This is a genomic window from Nocardioides sp. (assembly GCA_037045645.1).
Lineage (GTDB): Bacteria > Actinomycetota > Actinomycetes > Propionibacteriales > Nocardioidaceae > Nocardioides.
The window spans coordinates 153,176-172,572 of the sequence record JBAOIH010000003.1 but is presented as its reverse complement, the minus strand read 5'-3'; the positions used below and the strand labels follow the sequence as shown (position 1 = coordinate 172,572).

Annotated in this window: 16 protein-coding genes and 1 pseudogene; 10 read left to right on the top strand and 7 right to left on the bottom strand. The window is 66.3% G+C overall.

Annotated features, from left to right (window positions below):
• Positions 1-51 precede the first annotated feature (51 nt).
• The 3 genes from V9G04_12630 to V9G04_12620 are packed head-to-tail and all read left to right on the top strand — an operon-like array spanning position 52 to position 3,743.
• Positions 52-804, top strand: coding sequence for an alpha/beta hydrolase-fold protein (locus V9G04_12630; GenBank protein ID MEI2714101.1), 753 nt, complete (start codon positions 52-54; stop codon positions 802-804).
• Positions 805-814: 10 nt separating this feature from the next.
• Positions 815-2,044, top strand: coding sequence for a hypothetical protein (locus V9G04_12625; protein MEI2714100.1), 1,230 nt, complete (start codon positions 815-817; stop codon positions 2,042-2,044).
• A gap of 46 nt (positions 2,045-2,090) precedes the next feature.
• The gene (locus V9G04_12620; protein ID MEI2714099.1) at positions 2,091-3,743 is read left to right on the top strand and encodes a hypothetical protein; all 1,653 of its coding nucleotides are present in this window, start codon (positions 2,091-2,093) and stop codon (positions 3,741-3,743) included.
• A 174-nt stretch (positions 3,744-3,917) separates the two neighbouring features.
• On the opposite strand, the gene V9G04_12615 is transcribed toward V9G04_12620, so the two are convergent.
• Complete coding sequence (locus V9G04_12615) at positions 3,918-4,835, bottom strand: oxidoreductase (GenBank protein MEI2714098.1); 918 nt, start codon at positions 4,833-4,835, stop codon at positions 3,918-3,920.
• Positions 4,832-5,647: a maleylpyruvate isomerase family mycothiol-dependent enzyme gene (locus V9G04_12610; protein MEI2714097.1), complete on the bottom strand. Its 816-nt coding sequence runs from the start codon at positions 5,645-5,647 to the stop codon at positions 4,832-4,834. Before V9G04_12610 ends, V9G04_12615 begins: the two co-directional genes overlap by 4 nt.
• Positions 5,648-5,908: 261 nt before the next feature.
• On the opposite strand from V9G04_12610, the gene V9G04_12605 reads away from it, so the two are divergent.
• The 4 genes and pseudogenes from V9G04_12605 (at position 5,909) to V9G04_12590 (ending at position 11,274) form a co-directional block, all read left to right on the top strand.
• A complete protein-coding gene (locus tag V9G04_12605; protein ID MEI2714096.1) occupies positions 5,909-6,919 on the top strand; it encodes a hypothetical protein in 1,011 nt (336 codons plus the stop codon).
• A gap of 93 nt (positions 6,920-7,012) precedes the next feature.
• On the top strand, positions 7,013-8,758 hold the full coding sequence (locus V9G04_12600) for a DEAD/DEAH box helicase (GenBank protein ID MEI2714095.1): 1,746 nt from the start codon (positions 7,013-7,015) through the stop codon (positions 8,756-8,758).
• 156 nt (positions 8,759-8,914) lie between these two features.
• Positions 8,915-10,580 (top strand): annotated as a pseudogene (ctaD, locus tag V9G04_12595) (cytochrome c oxidase subunit I).
• A gap of 34 nt (positions 10,581-10,614) precedes the next feature.
• A complete protein-coding gene (locus tag V9G04_12590) occupies positions 10,615-11,274 on the top strand; it encodes a helix-turn-helix domain-containing protein (GenBank protein MEI2714094.1) in 660 nt (219 codons plus the stop codon).
• Between the two features lie 63 nt (positions 11,275-11,337).
• On the opposite strand, the gene V9G04_12585 is transcribed toward V9G04_12590, so the two are convergent.
• Positions 11,338-13,197, bottom strand: coding sequence for an acyl-CoA dehydrogenase (locus V9G04_12585; GenBank protein MEI2714093.1), 1,860 nt, complete (start codon positions 13,195-13,197; stop codon positions 11,338-11,340).
• A gap of 210 nt (positions 13,198-13,407) precedes the next feature.
• On the opposite strand from V9G04_12585, the gene V9G04_12580 reads away from it, so the two are divergent.
• The 3 genes from V9G04_12580 (at position 13,408) to V9G04_12570 (ending at position 15,438) form a co-directional block, all read left to right on the top strand.
• Positions 13,408-14,301: a sulfite exporter TauE/SafE family protein gene (locus V9G04_12580; protein ID MEI2714092.1), complete on the top strand. Its 894-nt coding sequence runs from the start codon at positions 13,408-13,410 to the stop codon at positions 14,299-14,301.
• 112 nt (positions 14,302-14,413) lie between these two features.
• Positions 14,414-14,872, top strand: a complete 459-nt coding sequence (locus V9G04_12575) for an Rrf2 family transcriptional regulator (GenBank protein ID MEI2714091.1) — start codon at positions 14,414-14,416, stop codon at positions 14,870-14,872.
• A 110-nt stretch (positions 14,873-14,982) separates the two neighbouring features.
• The gene (locus tag V9G04_12570) at positions 14,983-15,438 is read left to right on the top strand and encodes a nuclear transport factor 2 family protein (GenBank protein MEI2714090.1); all 456 of its coding nucleotides are present in this window, start codon (positions 14,983-14,985) and stop codon (positions 15,436-15,438) included.
• On the opposite strand, the gene V9G04_12565 is transcribed toward V9G04_12570, so the two are convergent.
• From V9G04_12565 to V9G04_12550, 4 genes are read right to left on the bottom strand one after another with little or no spacing between them, the layout of a single operon-like run.
• A complete protein-coding gene (locus V9G04_12565) occupies positions 15,435-16,115 on the bottom strand; it encodes a GNAT family N-acetyltransferase (GenBank protein MEI2714089.1) in 681 nt (226 codons plus the stop codon). The genes V9G04_12570 and V9G04_12565 overlap by 4 nt on opposite strands.
• The gene (locus tag V9G04_12560; GenBank protein ID MEI2714088.1) at positions 16,108-16,740 is read right to left on the bottom strand and encodes a DUF2461 domain-containing protein; all 633 of its coding nucleotides are present in this window, start codon (positions 16,738-16,740) and stop codon (positions 16,108-16,110) included. The genes V9G04_12565 and V9G04_12560 overlap by 8 nt, the downstream gene beginning before the upstream one ends.
• A 24-nt stretch (positions 16,741-16,764) precedes the next feature.
• On the bottom strand, positions 16,765-17,895 hold the full coding sequence (locus V9G04_12555; GenBank protein MEI2714087.1) for a hypothetical protein: 1,131 nt from the start codon (positions 17,893-17,895) through the stop codon (positions 16,765-16,767).
• A gap of 1 nt (position 17,896) precedes the next feature.
• A complete protein-coding gene (locus tag V9G04_12550; GenBank protein MEI2714086.1) occupies positions 17,897-19,249 on the bottom strand; it encodes a C39 family peptidase in 1,353 nt (450 codons plus the stop codon).
• Positions 19,250-19,397: the final 148 nt, after the last annotated feature.

Genomic DNA, 19,397 nt, shown 5'->3' with positions numbered 1-19,397 from the left:
GGGTTTCACGCGTGCGTTTCCGCCCGGTCGGCGGGTTTAGGGTGACTGCCCATGGAGCGACACCAGTTCGAGCTCGACGCACCCGGCCTCGACAGGGCGGGCACCGTGATCAGGTACGGGCACTGGGGTCGGCCAGTCGTCGTCTTCCCGAGCGAGCAGGGTCGCGCCTGGGACTATGAGAACAACGGGATGATCGACGCGATCTCCAATCTGATTCAGGGCGGCCGAGTCAAGGTCTATTGCGTGGACTCCTTCGACCACGTCACCTGGTCGGATCGCAGTCAGCCGCTGGAGGAGCGCGCGCGGCGACACGGGGCGTACGCCAACTGGATCACCGAGCATGTGATGCCCGCCGTCGCGGCCGACTCGGGCGGCAGTCTCGGCGACGGTGCGATCGCGACCGGCTGTTCGATGGGCGCCTATCACGCACTCAACTTCGGCCTCACCCGCGCCGACCTCTTCCCGGTGGCGATCTGCCAGAGCGGTTCGTACGATCCGAGCCGCTGGCACGCCTGGGGTGAGCGCGGCGACGCGACGTACTTCAACAACCCGGTCGACTACGTGCCGAATCTGCACGGCGAGCACCTCGACTGGTTGCGTTCGAGGGCCAACATCTTGCTCATTGCCGGCGAGGGGCCCTGGGAGACGCACCCCACCGAGTCATTGCCGCAGGCGCGTCAGATGGGAGCAATCCTCGAAGGCAAGGGGATCCGCCACGAGCTCGATATCTGGGGCCACGACTCGGCGCACGACTGGCCCTGGTGGCAAAAGCAGATCGCCCACCACTTGCCGCGCTTCTGCTAGACACGACCTCATGAGCGAGCGCACTCACCTGATCGGGCTGCTGCTGGGCGCCGAGACCGACTGGCCGGACGCCTTCGAGTCGATCCTGCGGATGGTGGGTCCGATCCGGCAAGGGGAAGAGACGCACACCTTCACGTCAGAACGCCTCACCATCGAGCCCTTCGAGTTGACCGACGACGCGCGTCCGGAGTTGGTGATCGACCGGCTGGCGTACTGGTACTACCACCCCCGCGAGTGGCTCAAGAAGGCGTCGCTGGTCAACGACACCTACCTGCTCAACAGCCCGTTCACCTTCCAGAGCATGGAGAAGCACAGCGCGTACTGTGCGATGGTGCGTCTGGGCCTGAAGGTCCCGCGCACGGTGCTGGTGCCGTTCAAGAACCCGATCGACAACGTGCGTTGGGCCTACACAAGCGAGAAGTACAACCGCGAGTTCGACCTCGACGCGATCGCCGACGACCTCGGCTACCCGCTCTACATGAAGCCCTTCGACGGTGGCGGCTGGCGTGGGGTGTCGCGGATCAACAACCGGGCCGATCTGCACCGGGCGTACGACGAATCCGGCGAGATGCTGATGCACCTGCAGGCCACCGTCGACTACGAGCACTTCGCGCGGGCGTTGAGCATCGGCGCCGAGACGATGGTGATGGACTTCCGCCCCGACGAGCCGATGCACAACCGGTATGCGGTCAGTCACGACTTCCTCAGCGAGCGCGCCGGGCATGAGACGCGCGCGATCAGCCGGATCGTGAATGCCTTCTTCCGTTGGGAGTTCAACTCGGCGGAGATGCTGGTGGCCGGTGACGAGGTGTATCCGATCGACTACGCCAACGCGTGTCCCGACGTGGCCGTCACTTCGCTTCATTACTACTTCCCGTGGGCGATCAAGGCGCTGGTGAAGTGGTCGGCGTACTGCCTGGCGACGGGTCGTCGCGGGGCCGTGGATCTGCGCACGCGCGACTATTTCGAGATCGCGGACAGCGATCGGCCGTACGAGGAGAAACTCGACGCCTATCTGGCTCTCGCGGACGACTACTTCGAGACCGAGGCTTATGAGGACTGGTGCGCCACCAACCTCAAGCACCTCGACGAGGCCGTACACGAGTGGGTCGCGGGTCCGGCCTTCGATCGGCTGCTGCTGGAGACCGTACGAGCGACCTATCCCGCGCATGAACACGAGCGCTTTGCCGCCCACTTCCGTGGCCTCACCAGGATGTGGGTGGCGGACAACGCGTACTGAGTCGGGCACCGGCGAGTCCACTTAGCTGGAAGTTCGCTGCCACCCCATGGCAGTGATCTTCCCCGTAGTGGGTGGCGCCCCGTCCGATAACCTCCCGCACGTGCAGCGGGTCGCAGTGGTCTTCGGGGTCGTGCTGCTGACGTGGCTCTTCGGGCCGCTCGTCCTGGTGCTCGCGCTGATCGCGGCGATCCATCCGGGCGTACGCCGGTTCTTGCGCCCGCATCGCCCGTTGCGAACGCTGGGAATCGCGGCCGGGGTCGGCGCCGTGCTGTTGGGCCTGGTCGTGCTGATCCCCGACGGCTGGCTCCCGATCCCGCCGGGTGCGGGAGTGCTGGTCGGGCCGGACTATGTCGGGCGACCCGCGACGGCGCAGCCGATCGAAGGACCGGACCCGACTCAGAACCCCCACCTGGCGCCCAACGGGCGCAACTCCATGCACAACGATGCGGCGGCGAGCGACGCGTACGAGTGGGGCGGCCCGCTCGGACGCGACCCGCAGGTGGACACGGCTTGGTATGGACTGGAGGAGTGCGCCACGCTCGCCTTCGATTCTCGCGATCGGATCATCGGTCTGTGCGGCGATCTGCGCGGCCCGACGATGCACGTGATCGATCCGGATTCGATGCGCTTCGACGCCACGCTCAAGCTCCCGAAACGACCGGAGTCCGATGACGGCAAGAAGCCCTGGGAGAACCTCTGCGCCGGCGCGTACTTCTACCTCGACAACCAGGATCGAGCGGTTACCGCGACCACCGACCGGCGCATCCTCGCGATCGACACCGCCGATGGGGAGGGCAATCCGGATCTGACCATCGCGCGGTCGTGGTCGTTGCGTGACGTGGTGCCCAAGAGCGACTGCCCGATCGCTTTGATGCCCGGCTGGGACGGCCTGATCTGGTGGCTGACTCAGGACGGGCTGGTCGGCACGCTCGACCCCGCCACCGGGAAGACCCGATCGCTGGATCTGCAGGCTCCGATCGACAACTCGTTCGCTGTCGGCAACGACGGCGCGGCGTACGTCGTCACCACGCACGCGCTCTATCGACTCGAGGCAGGCGCCGACGGCACCCCGGAGGTCAGGTGGCGCAAGGCGTACGACCGAGGGTCTGCCACGAAACCGGGACAACTCGGCCAGGGCAGCGGCACCACGCCGACCATCCTGACCAACGGCTGGATCGCGATCACCGACAATGCCGAGCCGCGGATGAACGTGGTCGCCTACGACGCGATTACGGGTGCGCAGAAGTGCAGCGTGCCGGTGTTCGAGGCGGGCGCGTCCGCGACGGAGAACAGCCTGATCGGCGTCGGCACGTCGGTGATCGTGGAGAACAACTACGGCTACACCGGGCCTGGACGAGTGCTGCTCGGCCGGTCCACCTCGCCGGGAGTCGCGCGCGTCGACCTGACGACCTGCCGGGTCGCCTGGACCGCGGACGTGGCCGCTCCCACTTCGGTGCCGAAGGCCTCGCTGGCCAACGGGCTGGCGTACGTCTACGCCAAGCGCCGCACCTGGACCGGAGTCTCGGCGTGGTATCTGACGGCCCTCGATCTGCGTACGGGTCGGGTCGCGTGGGGCGTGCGTACGGGCACCGGCTCGATGTTCAACAACCACTACGCGGCGATCTATCTGTCGCCTGACGGGGCGGCGTACGTGGCGACGCTCGCGGGGCTGATCCGGGTGCGCGACGGGGGTTCGTGAGTGCCCGCGCATTTCGCGGGTTGAGCGGACTGTGGTGCGCTCAACCCCCGGAGATCCGGGTGCTGAGCGGCCAATTCGGGGGCTTAGTCCCGGCGCGGGGTCGGTCGTGGCCCGTGCCCGTACATTTTGGGGGTTGAGCGGACTGTGGTGCGCTCAACCCCCAAAAAAGTTGCCTCAGCGAGCCGGCCACTCCAACCCGACCGTTTCCTCCGACAACGACCACAACGCTTTGGCGACAGATTCGTCAGCGGCCAGCGACGAGGTGCCGACGACCTTGGGCGGTCCGCTCATCTGCCCCGGGCCCGAGGGTCCGCAATAGGTGCCGCCAGGCAGGTCGGCCGTGGCTGCCATCAGCGTCGGCAACGCACCGGCGGCCGGCGATTGCGAGATTGCCTTGGTCGCGGCATCCATGATCGAGATCCCCGGCAGCGTCGCCTGCCCGTTGACCATCAGATGCGTCCCGGCGACTCCGGGGTGCGCCGCGAGCGCGGACACGGGCAGGCCAAGGGAGTCGCAGCGGCGCTGCAACTCAAGAGTGAAGAGCAGGTTCGCCAGCTTGCTGCGGCCGTACTCCCGCCAACGCAAGTACGGCGACGGCTTCACCCGCGGGTCGCCCAACGGTGCCGACCAGGCGATCCGGTGCATCTGCGACGACACCGTGACCACACGCCCCGATGCGGCCAGGATCGAGTCGAACAGCAGTCCGGTGAAGAGGAACGGCCCGAAGTGGTTGGTCGCCATCTGTGACTCGAAACCGTCGACCGTACGCCGAAATGGCGACGCCATGATGCCGGCGTTGTTGATCAGCACGTCGATCGAGTCGAGGTCGGCCATTTCGGTGGCGGCAGTGCGTACGGATTCCAGAGACGCGAGGTCCACGATCACCGATCGCAACGAGGCATCCGGCACCTCGGCGAGGATCGCTAGCTCGGCCTCGTCGAGCTTGGCTGGCGTACGACCGCACAGCACGACGAGCGCGCCTCGCCGGGCCAACTCCAACGCGGTGAAATAGCCGAGTCCACCCAGCGACGGGCCGGTGACGACGACCGTGCGGCCGTTCTGGTCGCCGATGTCGGCAAGACTCCAGGTCATGGTGTGACGGCCATGCTGGCGAGCACCGAAGCCGCCAGAGCGGCGTCGCCAGACACGCGCACGGCGTCGGCTGCGACTGATCCCCGCCCGCCGGCCAACGTCACGAACGTGTCGCGGGACATCGTCAGCGTCGCGGCGGCATCGGCGGCCGCGCCGGCCTCGCGTACGCCCTTGCCCTCGTCAGTCACTCGCGCAGTCACCGGCGAATGTCCTGCGACGTCGAGCACCACCGAGGTGCCAGGCGGTGCGGCGACCTTCTTGGCCAACACATAGGAGAACGACTCGGCCAGATAGTCGGCCGTATGCACCGCCGCTGGCGAGTCCAGGTTGCCTGGTTGATGCACCGCCGCGCGTACGTCTTGCTCATGCAGCCAAATGTCGAGAGGGCGGTTACGCAGCAACGTGCGTTGCGTCCAGCCGATCGCGCCGAAGAGCCCGGGCGCGGGGTCGTTGCCGTCGCTGGGCGGATCGGACAACAGAGCCGTGTGGCGCGCCGTGGTCGCCTCGCGGATCTCGTTGATCAACTCGTCGGGCGTCCGGTCGCGGCGTGCCACGACACCCTGCTCGGTGAACGTGCCCATCATCCCGTTCACGTGGTCCGGCGAACCGACCTCGACGTCGTCGTGGCTGCCGCCGTTGAGCAGGTGCTCCAGGTGCGCGGTGTGCGCCGCGATGTCGTGCACGCTCCAGCCCGCCAACCGCGAGGGCAACTGCCACTCCTGCGGCGCCAGTGACTCCAGCAGCGCGGTGAAGTCATCCACAGCGCCCCACCAGATGTCGACGTACGTCCCCAACTCCTGCTCATCACTCACGAACAGCAACCTAGTGGGTGCCGCCGACAGTGCCTGGGAAAGTCAAAGTTAGATAAAAGATGAGTCTGGGCTGGCTGCCTGGCTGCATGCTTTTCTCAACCACGGTCGCCGGGAGCAGAGGAAACGACCATGAGCAGACGGCTTGGCACAGTTATCGCAGTAACTGCCGTATCCGCAGTCACGACTTGGGCCACTCTAAGCGCGCCCGCACAGAGCCTGGTGGACAGTCGAGATGCCGCTGCCGTGGGCGGGGCACACATCATGGGCCAAGTCATCGACGACGAGACGGGAGTCCCCGTTGAGGGGCAACGCGTCGACGTCTATATGTATGGCTTGTACGATGGGGGCAGTTATGGCTGGGGTTTGGAGAAATGGACCTACACCACTAGCGATGGCCAGTTCGACGTGGGCGGACTGCAGGATGCGCCCTACGACGACGAGGGCAACACCTATCGGGTGTGTATCAACGCCGAAAATCTCGTGAACAACTACAAGGCGATTCCCGAGTGCTGGCACGACCGGTCCAGCACCTGGGACCTCAAAAACGCTACGCCCGTCGTGGCTACGGCCGCTTCTCCCGCGACCATCGGCCCTATCAGGGTCTCGCCCAAGACCTACTACTTCACGACCGCGCCGTCTGCCTCATCGATGTCACCGATGTCCCATTCGGCAATCACCGCGAGCCCAGGTGTGTGGGCACCTGCTGGCGCCACCATCTCCTACACGTGGGTAGTGCGATCCGGCGAATACTCCTCATCAGAGGTCGGTTGGGAGAGCACCTTTGTGCCGCAGGACTACCAGGTCGGCAAACAACTTGAGTTGACCGTCAGGGCGACAGGACCAGCGAAGGAGGCGGGACACTTCAGGATTATCTTGGGCACCATCACGCAGGGCACCCCGCCCACGAGCCCAACGGTCTCTCCCACGGTGAGCCCCACGGTGTCTCCCACCGTGAGTCCCACCGTGAGTCCCACGGTCTCTCCCACGACTAGCGAAACCCCTCTCGCCAACACGGCGCGGCCAAAGATCAAGGGCACCGCCAAGGTCGGCAAGACTCTCAAGGCAACGTCGGGAGAGTGGAGCACCCAAACCGGGGTGACCTATTCCTACCAATGGTTGGCCAACGGCAAAGCCATCAAGAAGGCTAAGAAGGCCAAGTTCAAGCTCACCGCAAAGCAGGCAGGCAAGCGCATCAGCGTGCGCGTGACTGCCAAATTGGGCGCGCAATCGGTCAAGACGACCAGTGCGAAGACCAAGAAGGTCAAGCGCTAGCGCGCGCACAAACCCGCACGCCAAGGCATTGGTGAGCCAGCGCACCGCGACGAGAAATCCCCACGCGCGCGCGCGAGGGCCTACCGTTGTCGGATGAGCACAGACGAGGCCGACACCACCACCACCTTCGAGGATCTCGGCCTCGGCGACGCCGTCTTGAAGTCCCTGTCCGACATCGGGTACGAAGAGCCGTCCGCGATCCAGGCCGAGACCATCCCCCCGCTGCTGGCGGGACGCGACATGGTCGGTCTCGCGCAGACCGGCACGGGCAAGACGGCCGCGTTCGCGCTGCCGATCTTGGAGCAACTCGACCTGCGTCAGAAGACCCCGCAGGCCCTCGTCCTCGCTCCCACGCGCGAGCTCGCGCTCCAGGTGTGCGAGGCGTTCGAGAAGTACGCCGCGCACCTGCCGGGCGTACGCGTCCTGCCTGTCTATGGCGGCCAGGGTTACGGAGTCCAACTTTCCGCGCTGCGCCGCGGCGTGCACGTCATCGTGGGTACGCCGGGTCGCATCATGGACCACCTCGATCGTGGCACGCTCGACCTGACCGAGCTGCGCTTCCTGGTGCTCGACGAGGCCGACGAGATGCTCAACATGGGCTTTGCTGACGACGTCGAGAAGATCCTCGCCGACACCCCCGACACCAAGCAGGTCGCGCTCTTCTCGGCCACCATGCCGCCGGCGATCCGCCGCTTGGCCAAGGGCTACCTCAACGACCCGGTCGAGATCACCGTCAAGGGCAAGACCACGACGGCCGCCAACATCACCCAGCGCTATTTGATGGTCTCCTATCCGCAGAAGATCGACGCGCTGACTCGCATCCTCGAGGTCGAGTCTTTCGAGGGGATGATCGTCTTCGTCCGCACCAAGAACGAGACCGAGACCCTCGCCGAAAAGCTCCGCGCTCGCGGTTTCTCCGCGCAGGCGATCAACGGCGACGTGCCGCAGGCCCAGCGCGAACGCACAGTCAACCAACTCAAGGACGCCAAGCTCGACATCCTCGTGGCCACCGACGTCGCCGCGCGCGGGCTCGACGTCGAGCGGATCAGTCACGTCGTCAACTACGACATCCCGACCGACACCGAGTCATACGTCCACCGCATCGGCCGCACCGGCCGCGCCGGTCGCTCCGGTGACGCGATCTCCTTCATCACCCCGCGCGAGCGTTACCTGCTCAAGCACATCGAGAAGGCCACCCGCCAGCCGTTGACCGAGATGTCGCTGCCCAGCGTCGACGACGTCAACAGCACCCGGTTGGCGAAGTTCGACGACCAGATCACCGCCGCGCTGAGCGGCGACAAGGTCGACTTCTTCCGCGACGTGATCGGCCACTACGTACGCGAATACAACGTGCCCGAGGCCGACGTGGCCGCCGCGCTGGCGGTCGTACTCCAAGGCGACACTCCGCTGCTGCTGGACGAGGAGATCGTGCCGCCGCGCGAGCGTCCCGAGCGTGGTCGCCGAGAGCGCGAGCAGCGTGGCCCGCGTCCGGGACACAGCGGCCCGTACGCGCCCTATCGCATCGAGGTCGGCAAGCGTCAGCGTGTCGAACCGCGCCAGATCGTCGGCGCGCTGGCCAACGAGGGTGGTCTCAAGCGCAGTGACTTCGGCGCGATCACGATCCGTCCCGACCACACGATCGTGGAGTTGCCCGCCGAGCTGTCGCAGCAGACGTGGGACGCACTCAAGACGACCCGCATCAGCGGTCAGCTGATCGAGCTCAAGCGCGACTCCGGCCCGCCGTCGGCGCGTGCGGGTGGAAACCGCAGGTTCGGCGACAAGAAATTCGGCGACAAGAAGAAGTTCGGGAAGAAGCCGTACGACAAGCGCCGCGACTGAGTCGTGCGGTTGCCCTGAGCAACGTGCCGGTTCGAGCGTACGCGCGAAGCGGCACGGGTTCGGCCGTACCTGTTCGAGCAGGTGCGTGAAGGTGCCCGAATCCAACTCGGTGTATTCTTTTTCACAATCTATTCTGTGAAAAAAGGTGAAGCGTCCATGACCGCCACCGACAATCCGGTTCGGCAGCGTCCAGAGCGGGCCCATGTCGGCACTCAGATCGTGCGGGTGATCACGACCACCGACCACAAGGTGATCGGCAAGCTCTACTTGACGACGTCGTTCCTGTGGTTCCTCGCCGCCGGGATCATGGCGCTGATCATGCGCAGCGAGCTCTGCGTTCCCCGAGAACCAGTTGGTCAGCGACGAGGTCTACAACCAACTCTTCACGATGCACGGCACGATCATGTTGCTGCTCTTCGCGACGCCACTGTTCCTCGGCTTCGCCAACCTGATCATGCCGCTGCAGATCGGCGCCCCCGATGTGGCGTTCCCGCGGCTGAACATGCTGTCGTACTGGCTCTATCTCTTCGGGGGTCTGATCGTCGCCTCGGGATTCCTCACGCCCAGCGGTGCGGCTGCGTTCGGCTGGTTCGGCTACACCCCGCTGTCGGATGCCGTACGTTCGCCGGGCGTCGGCGGTGATCTCTGGGCGATGGGTCTGTGGATGGCCGGTCTCGGCACCATCCTCGGCGCAGTCAACCTGATGACGACCGTGATCTGCATGCGTGCGCCCGGGATGACGATGTTCCGGATGCCCATCTTCACCTGGAACATCTTCGTGACGAGTCTGATGTCGATCATCGTCTTTCCGATCCTCGGGGCCGCGCTCTTGGCGTTGGAAGCAGACCGCAGCCTCGGGGCGCACGTCTTCGATCCCTCGCACGGGGGGCCGATCCTGTGGCAGCACCTGTTCTGGTTCTTCGGGCACCCCGAGGTCTACATCATCGCCATCCCGTTCTTCGGCATCGTCTCGGAGGTGATCCCGGTCTTCGCGCGCAAACCGGTCTTCGGGTACGTCGGGTTGGTCGGTGCGACCGTCGCGATCGCGATGCTGTCGATCTCGGTATGGGCCCACCACATGTTCGTCACCGGGTCGATCGACCTGAAATTCTTCTCCGGCATGTCCTACCTGATCGCGGTCCCGACCGGGGTGAAGTTCTTCAACTGGATCGGCACCATGTGGGGTGGGTCGCTGTCCTTCGATACCCCGATGTTGTGGTCGCTGGGGTTCTTGGTGACCTTCCTCTTCGGCGGCCTGACCGGCGTCATTTTGGCGTCGCCCCCGCTGGACTTCCATGTCTCCGACTCCTACTTCGTGGTGGCGCACTTCCACTACGTCGTCTTCGGCACCGTGGTGTTCGCGATGTTCGCCGGCTTCTACTTCTGGTGGCCCAAGATCACCGGGCGGATGCTCGACGAGTTGCTCGGCAAAATCCACTTCTGGCTGCTCTTCTTCGGCTTCCACCTCACCTTCTTGGTGCAGCACTGGCTCGGCGTCGAGGGGATGCCGCGTCGCTATGCCGACTACCTGTCAGGCGACGGGTTCATGATGCTCAATCAGGTCTCGACCGTGGGCGCCTTCCTCCTGGCGTTGTCGAACATCCCGTTCTTCCTCAACGTCCTGCGCTCCTCGACGGCGCCGCTGGTCGGCGTGGACGATCCTTGGGGTTGGGGCCGCTCGCTGGAGTGGGCGACCGGTTCGCCACCGCCACGACACAACTTCCACGCCCTGCCGCGGATCCGTTCGGAGTCTCCTGCCTTCGACCTGCACCACCCCGACGCCGACGCCTTGGCCCACTCCGGGCGGCAGCCGACGAGATAGCCGGTCGGGGTTCGGCTGGGCGTACGATTTGTGGATGCAAGGGGACCCGGACGAGTCGAGACTCAGCGATGCGGGACGCCGAGTCCTGCGTACGCTGCGTGCCGCCACCACCCCACAGTCGGTCAAGGACGTGGCTACCGAACTCGACCTCCACGAGAACACGGCGAGGTTCCACCTCGAAGCGCTCACACGGGTAGGTCTGGCGGTGCGCGAGACGGAGCGGCGCGTACTGCGTGGCCGGCCGCGCACCCTCTATGCCGCCACTTCGGCGGGCGCGACCATGAGGAACTATCAGGCGTTGGCGTCAGTGCTCGTGCCAATGGTCGCCGAGGGTCTGGCCGACCCCGCGGGCGAGGCCGAGCGTGCCGGTGATGCATGGGGGCGCCGTCTGGCCACGCGCGCCGCACGACCCGGGACCAGTGCCGCAGCCGTGGCGGGGTTGGCGGCGCTGCTCGACGACATGGGATTCGCCCCTCAGCCCGATGGGTCGCCGCGCGCTCCCCAGATCAACATCCGCCACTGCCCGTTCGCCGCCTTGGCGCACCGGCATCCCGACATCGTGTGCGCGATCCATCTCGGCCTGACCCGCGGCTACCTCGACGAGCTCGGCGCGCCGGTGGCCGTGTCGGCACTGGAGCCACTGGTGGAGCCGTCGCTGTGCATCACCCGACTGGCCGCCACCTCCGCATCGTGAGCAGACGACGAAGGGGCCGCCCCGGTCACCCGGAACGGCCCCTGTCGTACGAGGGTCGCAGCCTCAGAAGGACGCCTCGTCGAGGTCCATCAGGCTGAGGTCGATGGACTCGGCGATCCGCCGCTCGGCGGTCAGCTTGGGCAGGAAGTGCTGCGCGAAGAACTGCGCCGCCATGACCTTGCCCTCATAGAACGTCTTGTCCTTGGCGGACACGTCGCCACCGAGCTTGTCCAAAGCGACCTCGGCCTGGCGCAGCAGCAGCCAGGCGCACACGACGTCGCCGAGCACCATCAGCAGGCGGGTGGTGTTGAGGCCGACCTTGTAGATGTTGCGCAGCTCGCCGCCGTTCGAGGCGTCTGCGGACATCAGGTCGTTGATCATGTGACCGACGATCGCGTTGGCGTCCTCGAGCGCGGTGGCGAGCAGGGCCCGCTCGTTCTTCAGACGGCCGTTGCCCGCATCGGAGTCGATGAACTTCTGGATCTCACCCGCGAGGTGGCCCAACGCGCGGCCCTGGTCCTTGACGATCTTGCGGAAGAAGAAGTCCTGGCCCTGGATCGCGGTGGTGCCCTCATAGAGGGTGTCGATCTTGGCGTCGCGGACGTACTGCTCGATTGGGTATTCCTGCAAGAATCCCGACCCGCCCAGCGTCTGGAGGGACTCGGTGCCGAGCAGCACCCATGAGCGCTCGGAACCGTAGCCCTTCACGATCGGCAGCAGCAGGTCGTTGACCGCTGCGGCCAGTTCGTTCTTCTCCTCGGCGTGCTCGGCGATCTGCACCGCGTCCTGCCAGGAGGCGGTGTAGAGCACCAGGGCACGCATGGCCTCGGCGAACGCCTTCTGCGTCATCAGCGACCGGCGTACGTCGGGGTGGTGCGTGATCGTGACCCGCGGCGCCGTCTTGTCGGCCGCCTGGGTCAGGTCGGCGCCCTGGACGCGCTCCTTGGCGTACTCCAAAGCGTTCAGGTAGCCGGTCGAGAGCGTGGCGATGGCCTTGGTGCCGACCATCATGCGGGCGTTCTCGATGACCTGGAACATCTGCGCGATGCCGTCGTGGACCTCGCCGAGGAGCCAGCCGACCGCCGGGGCGCCGTCGCCGTAGGTCACCTCACAGGTGTTGGACACCTTGATGCCCATCTTGTGCTCGACGTTGGTGACATAGACACCGTTGTGCTCGCCGGTGAGGTCGCCGGTCTCGGGGTCGAAGTTCCACTCCGGGACGATGAACAGCGACAGGCCCTTGGTGCCCGGGCCTCCCGCGCCCTCGACGCCGACCGGGCGCGCGAGGGTCATGTGGATGATGTTCTCGCCCAGGTCGGAGGTGCCCGAGGTGATGAAGCGCTTGACGCCCTCGATGTTCCAGGTGCCGTCTTCGTTGGGCGTGGCCTTGGCGCGACCGGCGCCGACATCGGAGCCCGCGTCGGGCTCGGTCAGCACCATCGTGGTGGTCCACTGCCGGTCAACGATGTGGCGGGCGATCTGCTTGTCGCGCTCGTTGCCGTTGCGGTAGATGATGCCCGCGAAACTCGGGCCCGCGCCGTACATCCAGATCGGCGCGTTGGCGCCCAGGACGAGTTCGCCCAGTGCCCACACCACACTGGAGGGCGCGGGGGTGCCGCCGAGGCCTTCCAGGGTCTGCAGGCGCCAGAACTCCGAGTCCATCCATGCCTGGTAGCTCTTCTTGAACGACTCGGGCAGGGGAGCGGTGTGGGTCTCCGGGTCGAAGACCGGGGGGTTGCGGTCGGAGTCGACGTACGACTCGGCGAGGTCTTCACGGGCGAGGCGCTCGACCTCAGCGAGGATCTCGCGGGCGCTCTCAGCGTCGATCTCGGCGAACGGACCCTGGCCCAGGATCTCGTCGCGCTTGAGCACCTCGAAGAGGTTGAACTCGATGTCGCGCAGGTTGCTCTTGTAGTGGCTCATGACCCCACCGTTTCTGTCTCGGACATTTGGCTACTCATCAGTAACAAAACGATCGTACGCCGTCTTGGAGCCAGCTTCCAGTCGAGATCTCGCAGCAACGGCCACGCGAGCATGTGAGGCCTGCCACTGGCGGGTCGGATTGACAGGGGTCTTCTAATCGTTCAAAGTCTACCAAGTTAGTTAATAAACCGATCTTAACGAGGATTCCTCATGCGCAAACTGATCGTGCTGGCATTCGTCGGCCTGCTTGCCCAACTCGTCGACGGCTCCCTCGGGATGGCGTACGGCGTCACGTCGACAACGCTCCTGCTGGCGTCCGGCATCGCCCCGGCGGCGGCGTCGGCCGCGGTGCACTTCTCCGAGATCGGCACGTCGTTGGCGTCCGGCATCTCCCACCACAAGCTGGGCAACGTCGACTGGAAGACGGTGAGCATCCTGGCGTTGCCCGGCTTCGTCGGAGCGTTCGCAGGCGCGACGTTCCTGGCCAGCCTGCCGGGTGATGTCGCCAAGCCGTGGGTCGCCGGTCTGCTGCTGGTGCTCGGTCTCTATGTGATCTACCGCTTCTTGCGCCTGGGAGGTCAGCGCCCCACCTTCAAGTCGCGTCCGTCGTGGCGCTTCCTCACCCCGGTCGGCCTGGTGGGTGGTGCGCTCGACTCCATCGGCGGCGGCGGGTGGGGCCCGGTCGGTACCACCACGTTGCTCTCGTCCGGTCGGTTGGAACCGCGCAAGGTGGTCGGCTCGATCGACACCTCGGAGTTCGTGGTCGCTGTGGGTGGTTCGCTGGGCTTCCTGTTGGCGTTGGGATCGCAGGGGATCTTGTGGTCGTACGCCGCCGCGCTGCTGATCGGTGGTGTGATCGCGGCGCCGATCGCGGCGTGGCTCGTACGGCATCTCCCTGCGCGCGTGCTCGGCACCGCTGCGGGTGGTCTGATCGTGCTGACCAACTCCAAGACGATCGCCGAGGCGCTCGGTGTCTCGGGGGCGGGCGTCGCACTGCTCGCGGCGACGGTGGCCGTCATGTGGATCTCGGCGATCATCTGGGCGGTCAAGCAGGAACGGGCTGCGCGTGTGGTGGAGCGCGCGGAGGTCCTCGTCTCGGTCTGACATCCGACGAAGTGGCTGCTCGGGCAGCCGCTTCGTCGCCCGTCTTGGTGCTGGCTGGTCCTTTCGCGTCGGCTGGACCGCTGGGGCTCCGTGTTGGTGACAGACTGACACCATGCGCGTCTCGACCAAGTCCGACTACGCCTTGAGGGCGCTGATCGAGATCGCCGTACGTGACGACGCCAAGGCGGTCAGCGCCGATGCGTTGGGCAAGGCCCAAGACATCCCGCACACTTTCCTCCAGGCGATCCTGGCCGACCTGCGCAAGGCCGACATCGTGGTGTCGCAGCGCGGGCAGAGCGGGGGCTGGCGGTTGGCGCGCGATGCTCGCGCGATCACCGTCGCTGACGTGATCCGCGCTGTGGACGGACCGCTGGTGTCGGTGTACGGCCTGCGGCCCGAGGCCGTGCAGTACAAGGGCGCCGCCGACGTACTGCAACCGGTCTGGATCGCCGCGCGAGCCTCGCTGCGTGAGGTCTTCGAGAAGGTGACCATTCGGGATCTGGCGTCGGGCAAGTTGCCCCGCGCGGTGACCTCGCGTACGGCGGCGGAGGATGCGTGGCAGCCGCATTGAGCGCGCCCGGGTGCGCCGTGGCGCTGGTCGAGCGGACCGTGGTCCGCTCAACCCCCGGAGAACCGGGGGCTGAGCGGACAATCTGGGTGTCCAGTCCCTAGGGTCAGCCCATGACTGAGTTCGAACTGCCCGAGTACGTCGTCTGGGACGCCCCCAATGGTGACCACCCCGCGCGGCGGGCGTCGCAGCGGTCGTACGCCGCCGTCGGTCGCGGAGTCTTCGAGGACTGGATCGCGCACTACGCCGAGGACGCGGTGATCGAAGACCCGGTCGGGCCGTCGATGTTCGATCCCGACGGCGTGGGACACCACGGCCACGAGGGGATCGGGAAGTTCTGGGACACCGCCATCGCCCCGATCAAGAGCTTCCGGTTCCACATCACCGACAGCCACGCCAACGGTTTGTCCTGCGCCAACATCGGCACCATCACGACCACCTTCGAGGACGGCGGCACGGTTGATACCGACCTGGTGATGATCTATTCGGTCAACGATGCCGGCCTCGTACAGTCGATGCGCGCCTACTGGGAGCCCGAGCGCGCGATGGCGACCTACCGCAAGGGCTAAGCGTCAGGACTGTGCAGCCACGGGCACACCTCGTCGCGTACGCGCAGCATGGCGCGGTCCGCTTCGCGCAGCACGGGGTGCAGTCGCCAGCCTGGCTTCGGTTCGACGACGGGCACCACCGGCCCCTGCTCAGGACCGAGGGTCAGGTCGATCTCGACGTCGTACCCACCGCTGCCGTTGGTCTGCAATGTGAGCCGACCCAGGTGCTCAAGCATCTTCAGTGATGCCGGATTGTCGGAGGACACCTCGGTCAAGATGCGCGTGACTCCGGGCGGCCGCTGGCGCATCAGTACGGGGAGCAGTGACGACGCGACCCCGCGGCCCTGCCAGGAGTCCTTCACCGTCACGGCCAGGTCCGCCGCATCGGGCAGGTCGGGATAGCGCACGATCCGACCGATGGCGACAGGGACGTACGCATCGCCGTCCTCGGCGAACATCACCAGCGCCACGTGGTTGACGCCGTCGACTTCGTCGACAAGTTGCGTGAGCATCGCGTCGGTCAGATGCATGACAGGAGCCAGGAAACGCTTGCGGCGCGATTCTTCGGAGAGTGTCTCGAACTCCCGCGCGAGAGCTTCACGGTCGGTGGGCAGCAGGGGCCAGACCCAGGCGTCGGTGCCGTCGCGAAGTCTCGCCTCGGTGACCGGGTGTTCGTACCCCTCGTCGTAGTTACTCATCGCCGTGCCTCGCGATCCACTCGACCAGCGGGCGCAGTGCCCGCCAGTCCCCACGGACGCGCTCGACCACCCCGGCGCCGATCGCGTCGGCCTCGAAGCCGTACGGCCTGCCGACGAAGAGTTGCTTGCGGCGCAACAGGTCCAGCCGTGGTGCGTCCTTGTCGAAGCCTCGGGGGGCTGTCTTGAGTTGCTCGCCGCCGATCTCCCAGCCGTCTTCGGCGAATCCGGTGACCAGTGCCTCCAACTCCGGTCCGGTCTTGTCGTCGTTGATCGCCTCGCGGATCGCGAGCAGCCTCGGTCCGGTCGCCTCGTAGAAGCCCGCACCCACGCGTACGCCTTGTGCCGACAACTCGACGTAGTATCCGGTGGCCGGACCGATGCCGACGAAGGCTCCCTGATGGGTCTTGTACGGCGTCTTGTCCTTGGCGAAGCGCACGTCGCGGTAGGGCCGGAAGATCTTTGCTTGACCGAATTCGGGGGCCAGTTCAGCGGTCAGCGCCTTCATGGGGGCCGCGACGGCCTCCGTGTAGGTCGCCTTGTGTGCCTCCCAGAAGGTCTTGGAGTTGTCGACCTCGAGGTCGTCATAGAAGTCGAGGGCGGCGGTGGGGAAGCCGGTGAAGGTCACGCCCGTGAGCCTACGCAGGAACTGTCACAGGGTGGCGAAAACCTGCACGTCACCTTGGTCACCAAAGGACGTCAGTGTGATCGTGTCGCCTCCACAGCGTGGGGCGCTGAGGAAGGCGTTGCCGCGGGATTGGGACTCGTACACGATCTCGAAACCGGCGGCATCCGTGAAGCGCATCAGTCGGGCCGGTTGGTCGGAGCCCTGCGGGTCGCGTACCCAATAGGCGGCACCGGCGCAGTAGGTGAGGGTGCCGGAGGTCCCTGGTCCGAGGTCGTACGACGAGTCGGCGCCGTTGGCATAGACGCGGGCTGCATCCATCTCGTTGTCCTTGGGGATCTCACTCCAGACGTTGAGCGACTCGAACGGCACGAACTCCCAGGCCTTGCACTTCGTCGGACCGTCGATGGCGGTGAAGTCGTCGCCGATCATTCCCACCTGGCGACACGAGGGACGTGAGTCGTCGAACTCCATCAGCGCAGTGCCGGTTGGGGTGACGCGGATGTTGTTGAAGCCGTGCCGCTCACCGGCGCACCAGGCGACGCCGGGTTCGCTGCCTTGGAGATCGGCCGTGGCCAGACAGTACGCGCCGTCCTGGACGGTGGGGTAGGCCAGCGTCGAGCCCGAGAGATCCCAGTCGCCACCAGAGGCCGGAGCCAGATCCGACTTCGCGGTGATCTTGGAGACGGTGCCGCTCGCCAGGTCAACGATGGTCGCCTCGGCTGGCTTCTCCTCAAGGGTGTCGGTGAGCACGACCACCGCGTAGTGGTTGGTGCCGTCGGTGGAGAGCAGGCCCTCCTTGATGCGGTAGCGCTTCGTGCCGGCGAACGTACGCGGCTCGGGACCGTCCAGGGTGGCCAGACTGCCCTCCTCGTCGACCGTCAGCGTCCAAGGGCCGCTCTTGGTGACGCGCTGCTTGACGTCGACACCGGTGTCTTGCCACTGCAGCAGTGCCAGGGTGGGATCGGCGCCGGCTCCGGTGGTGGCGTCGGTCGTCGGCTCGGTGGGCTGAGTCGTCGGCGTCGTGGTCTCGGTGGTGGGCGTGGACTCGGTCGGCGCCGAACTCGTGCTCGGGTCCGTGGGCTCGGGCTCGTCGGTGCCGCAACCCGCGAATCCGAGCGTGGCCACCAGGAGCAGTGCGGCGTACGACTTCTTCATCTCACACCCCGATGTTGTGCTGGAAGTGGGCCAGGTTGGCACGGTAACTCTTGTACGCGTTGCGCCATTGGACCCGCTCGATGAACGGCTCGGACGGGTCGAAGCGCTGCTGATTCCACGGCTCGAAGTAGCCGAGTTTCTCGGTCTTGCCCTCGCGCTGCCGGTAGCCGCGCCCGACCTGGAAATGGCCGCTGGCGTCGTCGTCGAGGTAGGGGTAGTACTCCTTGCGCAGCACCGGGTGGAGCAGGACGGGTGCGCGGTAGTCGGTGATGTGCCGCATGATCAGCAGCATCCACTCGTCATAGGTGAAGTCGGAGATGTCGAGCGTGACGTACGGGCCGGCGTACTCCGGCTTGTCCCAGCCCGTATGGCGGTTGATCACGCTGACGATGTCGGTGATCGACGAGCCGCTGCGGGTGGTGCCGATCCTGTCGGCCCAGTGCGCCTGGCCCTTGTCCACCTGCTTCCACCCCCAGGCGATCATCTGCATCGAGGTCGGGCCGCACCAATAGGTGGTCTCCTGCTCGGCTACCTGGTCGTTCTTCAGCACCTTGTCGCGCAGCGGATAGTCGGGTTTGGTCTTGGTGATGGTGGTGGGTGTCGCGGTGGCGGTCACGGCGGCGGTGGTCGTGGCGCTCGGGCTCACGCTCGGGCTGGTGGTGCCGGCGGCCAGGCGGGCACCTGCGGTCTCGCGAGCCTCGGGGTGGCGGTCTAGGAAACCCTTGGGCAGGCGCTCGCCGAGGATCTCGTGGCGCAGCAGCCAGACCTTGGCGACCGAGCGAGCGGCCTGGGTGAGTTCGGCGCGGTCTTGCGCAGCGCGCTGCTCGGCGGGAGCGGCAGCAACCCGGGCGGCTTCGGCGAGTGGGTCGAGGTCGCCGGTGGTCTCCGGCTGACCCTTGCCGCGCGCGGCGATCTCGCGGGCTGCGATGGTCGTACGTGCCTGGACCTGTGCTTGGGTCTGACTGGTCCAACCGGTGCCGAGGCAATAACGCAAGCCCTCGAAGTCGGCACAGCGTGTGGTGCGGGCGACCAGATCAGCAGGCAGCATCTTGGCGGCCGTACGCGCGTTGATCTCGCCCTGCGCTTCGCCCTCGCCGACGACTCGGTCGATCTCGGCCTGCATCTGCGTGCTGATCGCGCCGTACCCGGTTGCGTTGGCGGGTCGCGGCCGGTTGCCCGCTTGCTCGAGGCTGCCTTCGTCGTTGCCGCCCTTGGGAAGGAATGGCGTGATCGCCAGCAGCAGGAGGAGCGCGCCGAGCCCGATCAGGACGGCGCGATTGCGAAACGGGTGCTTCGGACCACTTTGGGGCGCGTGCGTGGGGTCGAGCGGTGATGGCGCGTGGCCAGAAGACATGCGGGAACCTCGCCGATGGGGAAGGAATCGGACACCCCAGGGTGCGCTCTTTTCACTTCAGGCGCAACTTTCACATCCGTCACAGTGGTGAGCCGGGCCGACCGGAGGTGCTGCGCCCTCTCTTCGCGTTGACCGTCGTACGGCGGTT

Coding starts and splice junctions, on each gene's coding strand:
- V9G04_12625 (MEI2714100.1), top strand. CDS start 815: ATGAGCGAGCGCACTCACCTGATCGGGCTGCTGCTGGGCGCCGAGACC.
- V9G04_12580 (MEI2714092.1), top strand. CDS start 13,408: ATGCGCAAACTGATCGTGCTGGCATTCGTCGGCCTGCTTGCCCAACTC.
- V9G04_12600 (MEI2714095.1), top strand. CDS start 7,013: ATGAGCACAGACGAGGCCGACACCACCACCACCTTCGAGGATCTCGGC.
- V9G04_12575 (MEI2714091.1), top strand. CDS start 14,414: ATGCGCGTCTCGACCAAGTCCGACTACGCCTTGAGGGCGCTGATCGAG.
- V9G04_12565 (MEI2714089.1), bottom strand. CDS start 16,115: ATGAGTAACTACGACGAGGGGTACGAACACCCGGTCACCGAGGCGAGA.
- V9G04_12605 (MEI2714096.1), top strand. CDS start 5,909: ATGGGCCAAGTCATCGACGACGAGACGGGAGTCCCCGTTGAGGGGCAA.
- V9G04_12590 (MEI2714094.1), top strand. CDS start 10,615: ATGCAAGGGGACCCGGACGAGTCGAGACTCAGCGATGCGGGACGCCGA.
- V9G04_12585 (MEI2714093.1), bottom strand. CDS start 13,197: ATGAGCCACTACAAGAGCAACCTGCGCGACATCGAGTTCAACCTCTTC.
- V9G04_12570 (MEI2714090.1), top strand. CDS start 14,983: ATGACTGAGTTCGAACTGCCCGAGTACGTCGTCTGGGACGCCCCCAAT.
- V9G04_12615 (MEI2714098.1), bottom strand. CDS start 4,835: ATGACCTGGAGTCTTGCCGACATCGGCGACCAGAACGGCCGCACGGTC.
- V9G04_12550 (MEI2714086.1), bottom strand. CDS start 19,249: ATGTCTTCTGGCCACGCGCCATCACCGCTCGACCCCACGCACGCGCCC.
- V9G04_12555 (MEI2714087.1), bottom strand. CDS start 17,895: ATGAAGAAGTCGTACGCCGCACTGCTCCTGGTGGCCACGCTCGGATTC.
- V9G04_12630 (MEI2714101.1), top strand. CDS start 52: ATGGAGCGACACCAGTTCGAGCTCGACGCACCCGGCCTCGACAGGGCG.
- V9G04_12620 (MEI2714099.1), top strand. CDS start 2,091: ATGGCAGTGATCTTCCCCGTAGTGGGTGGCGCCCCGTCCGATAACCTC.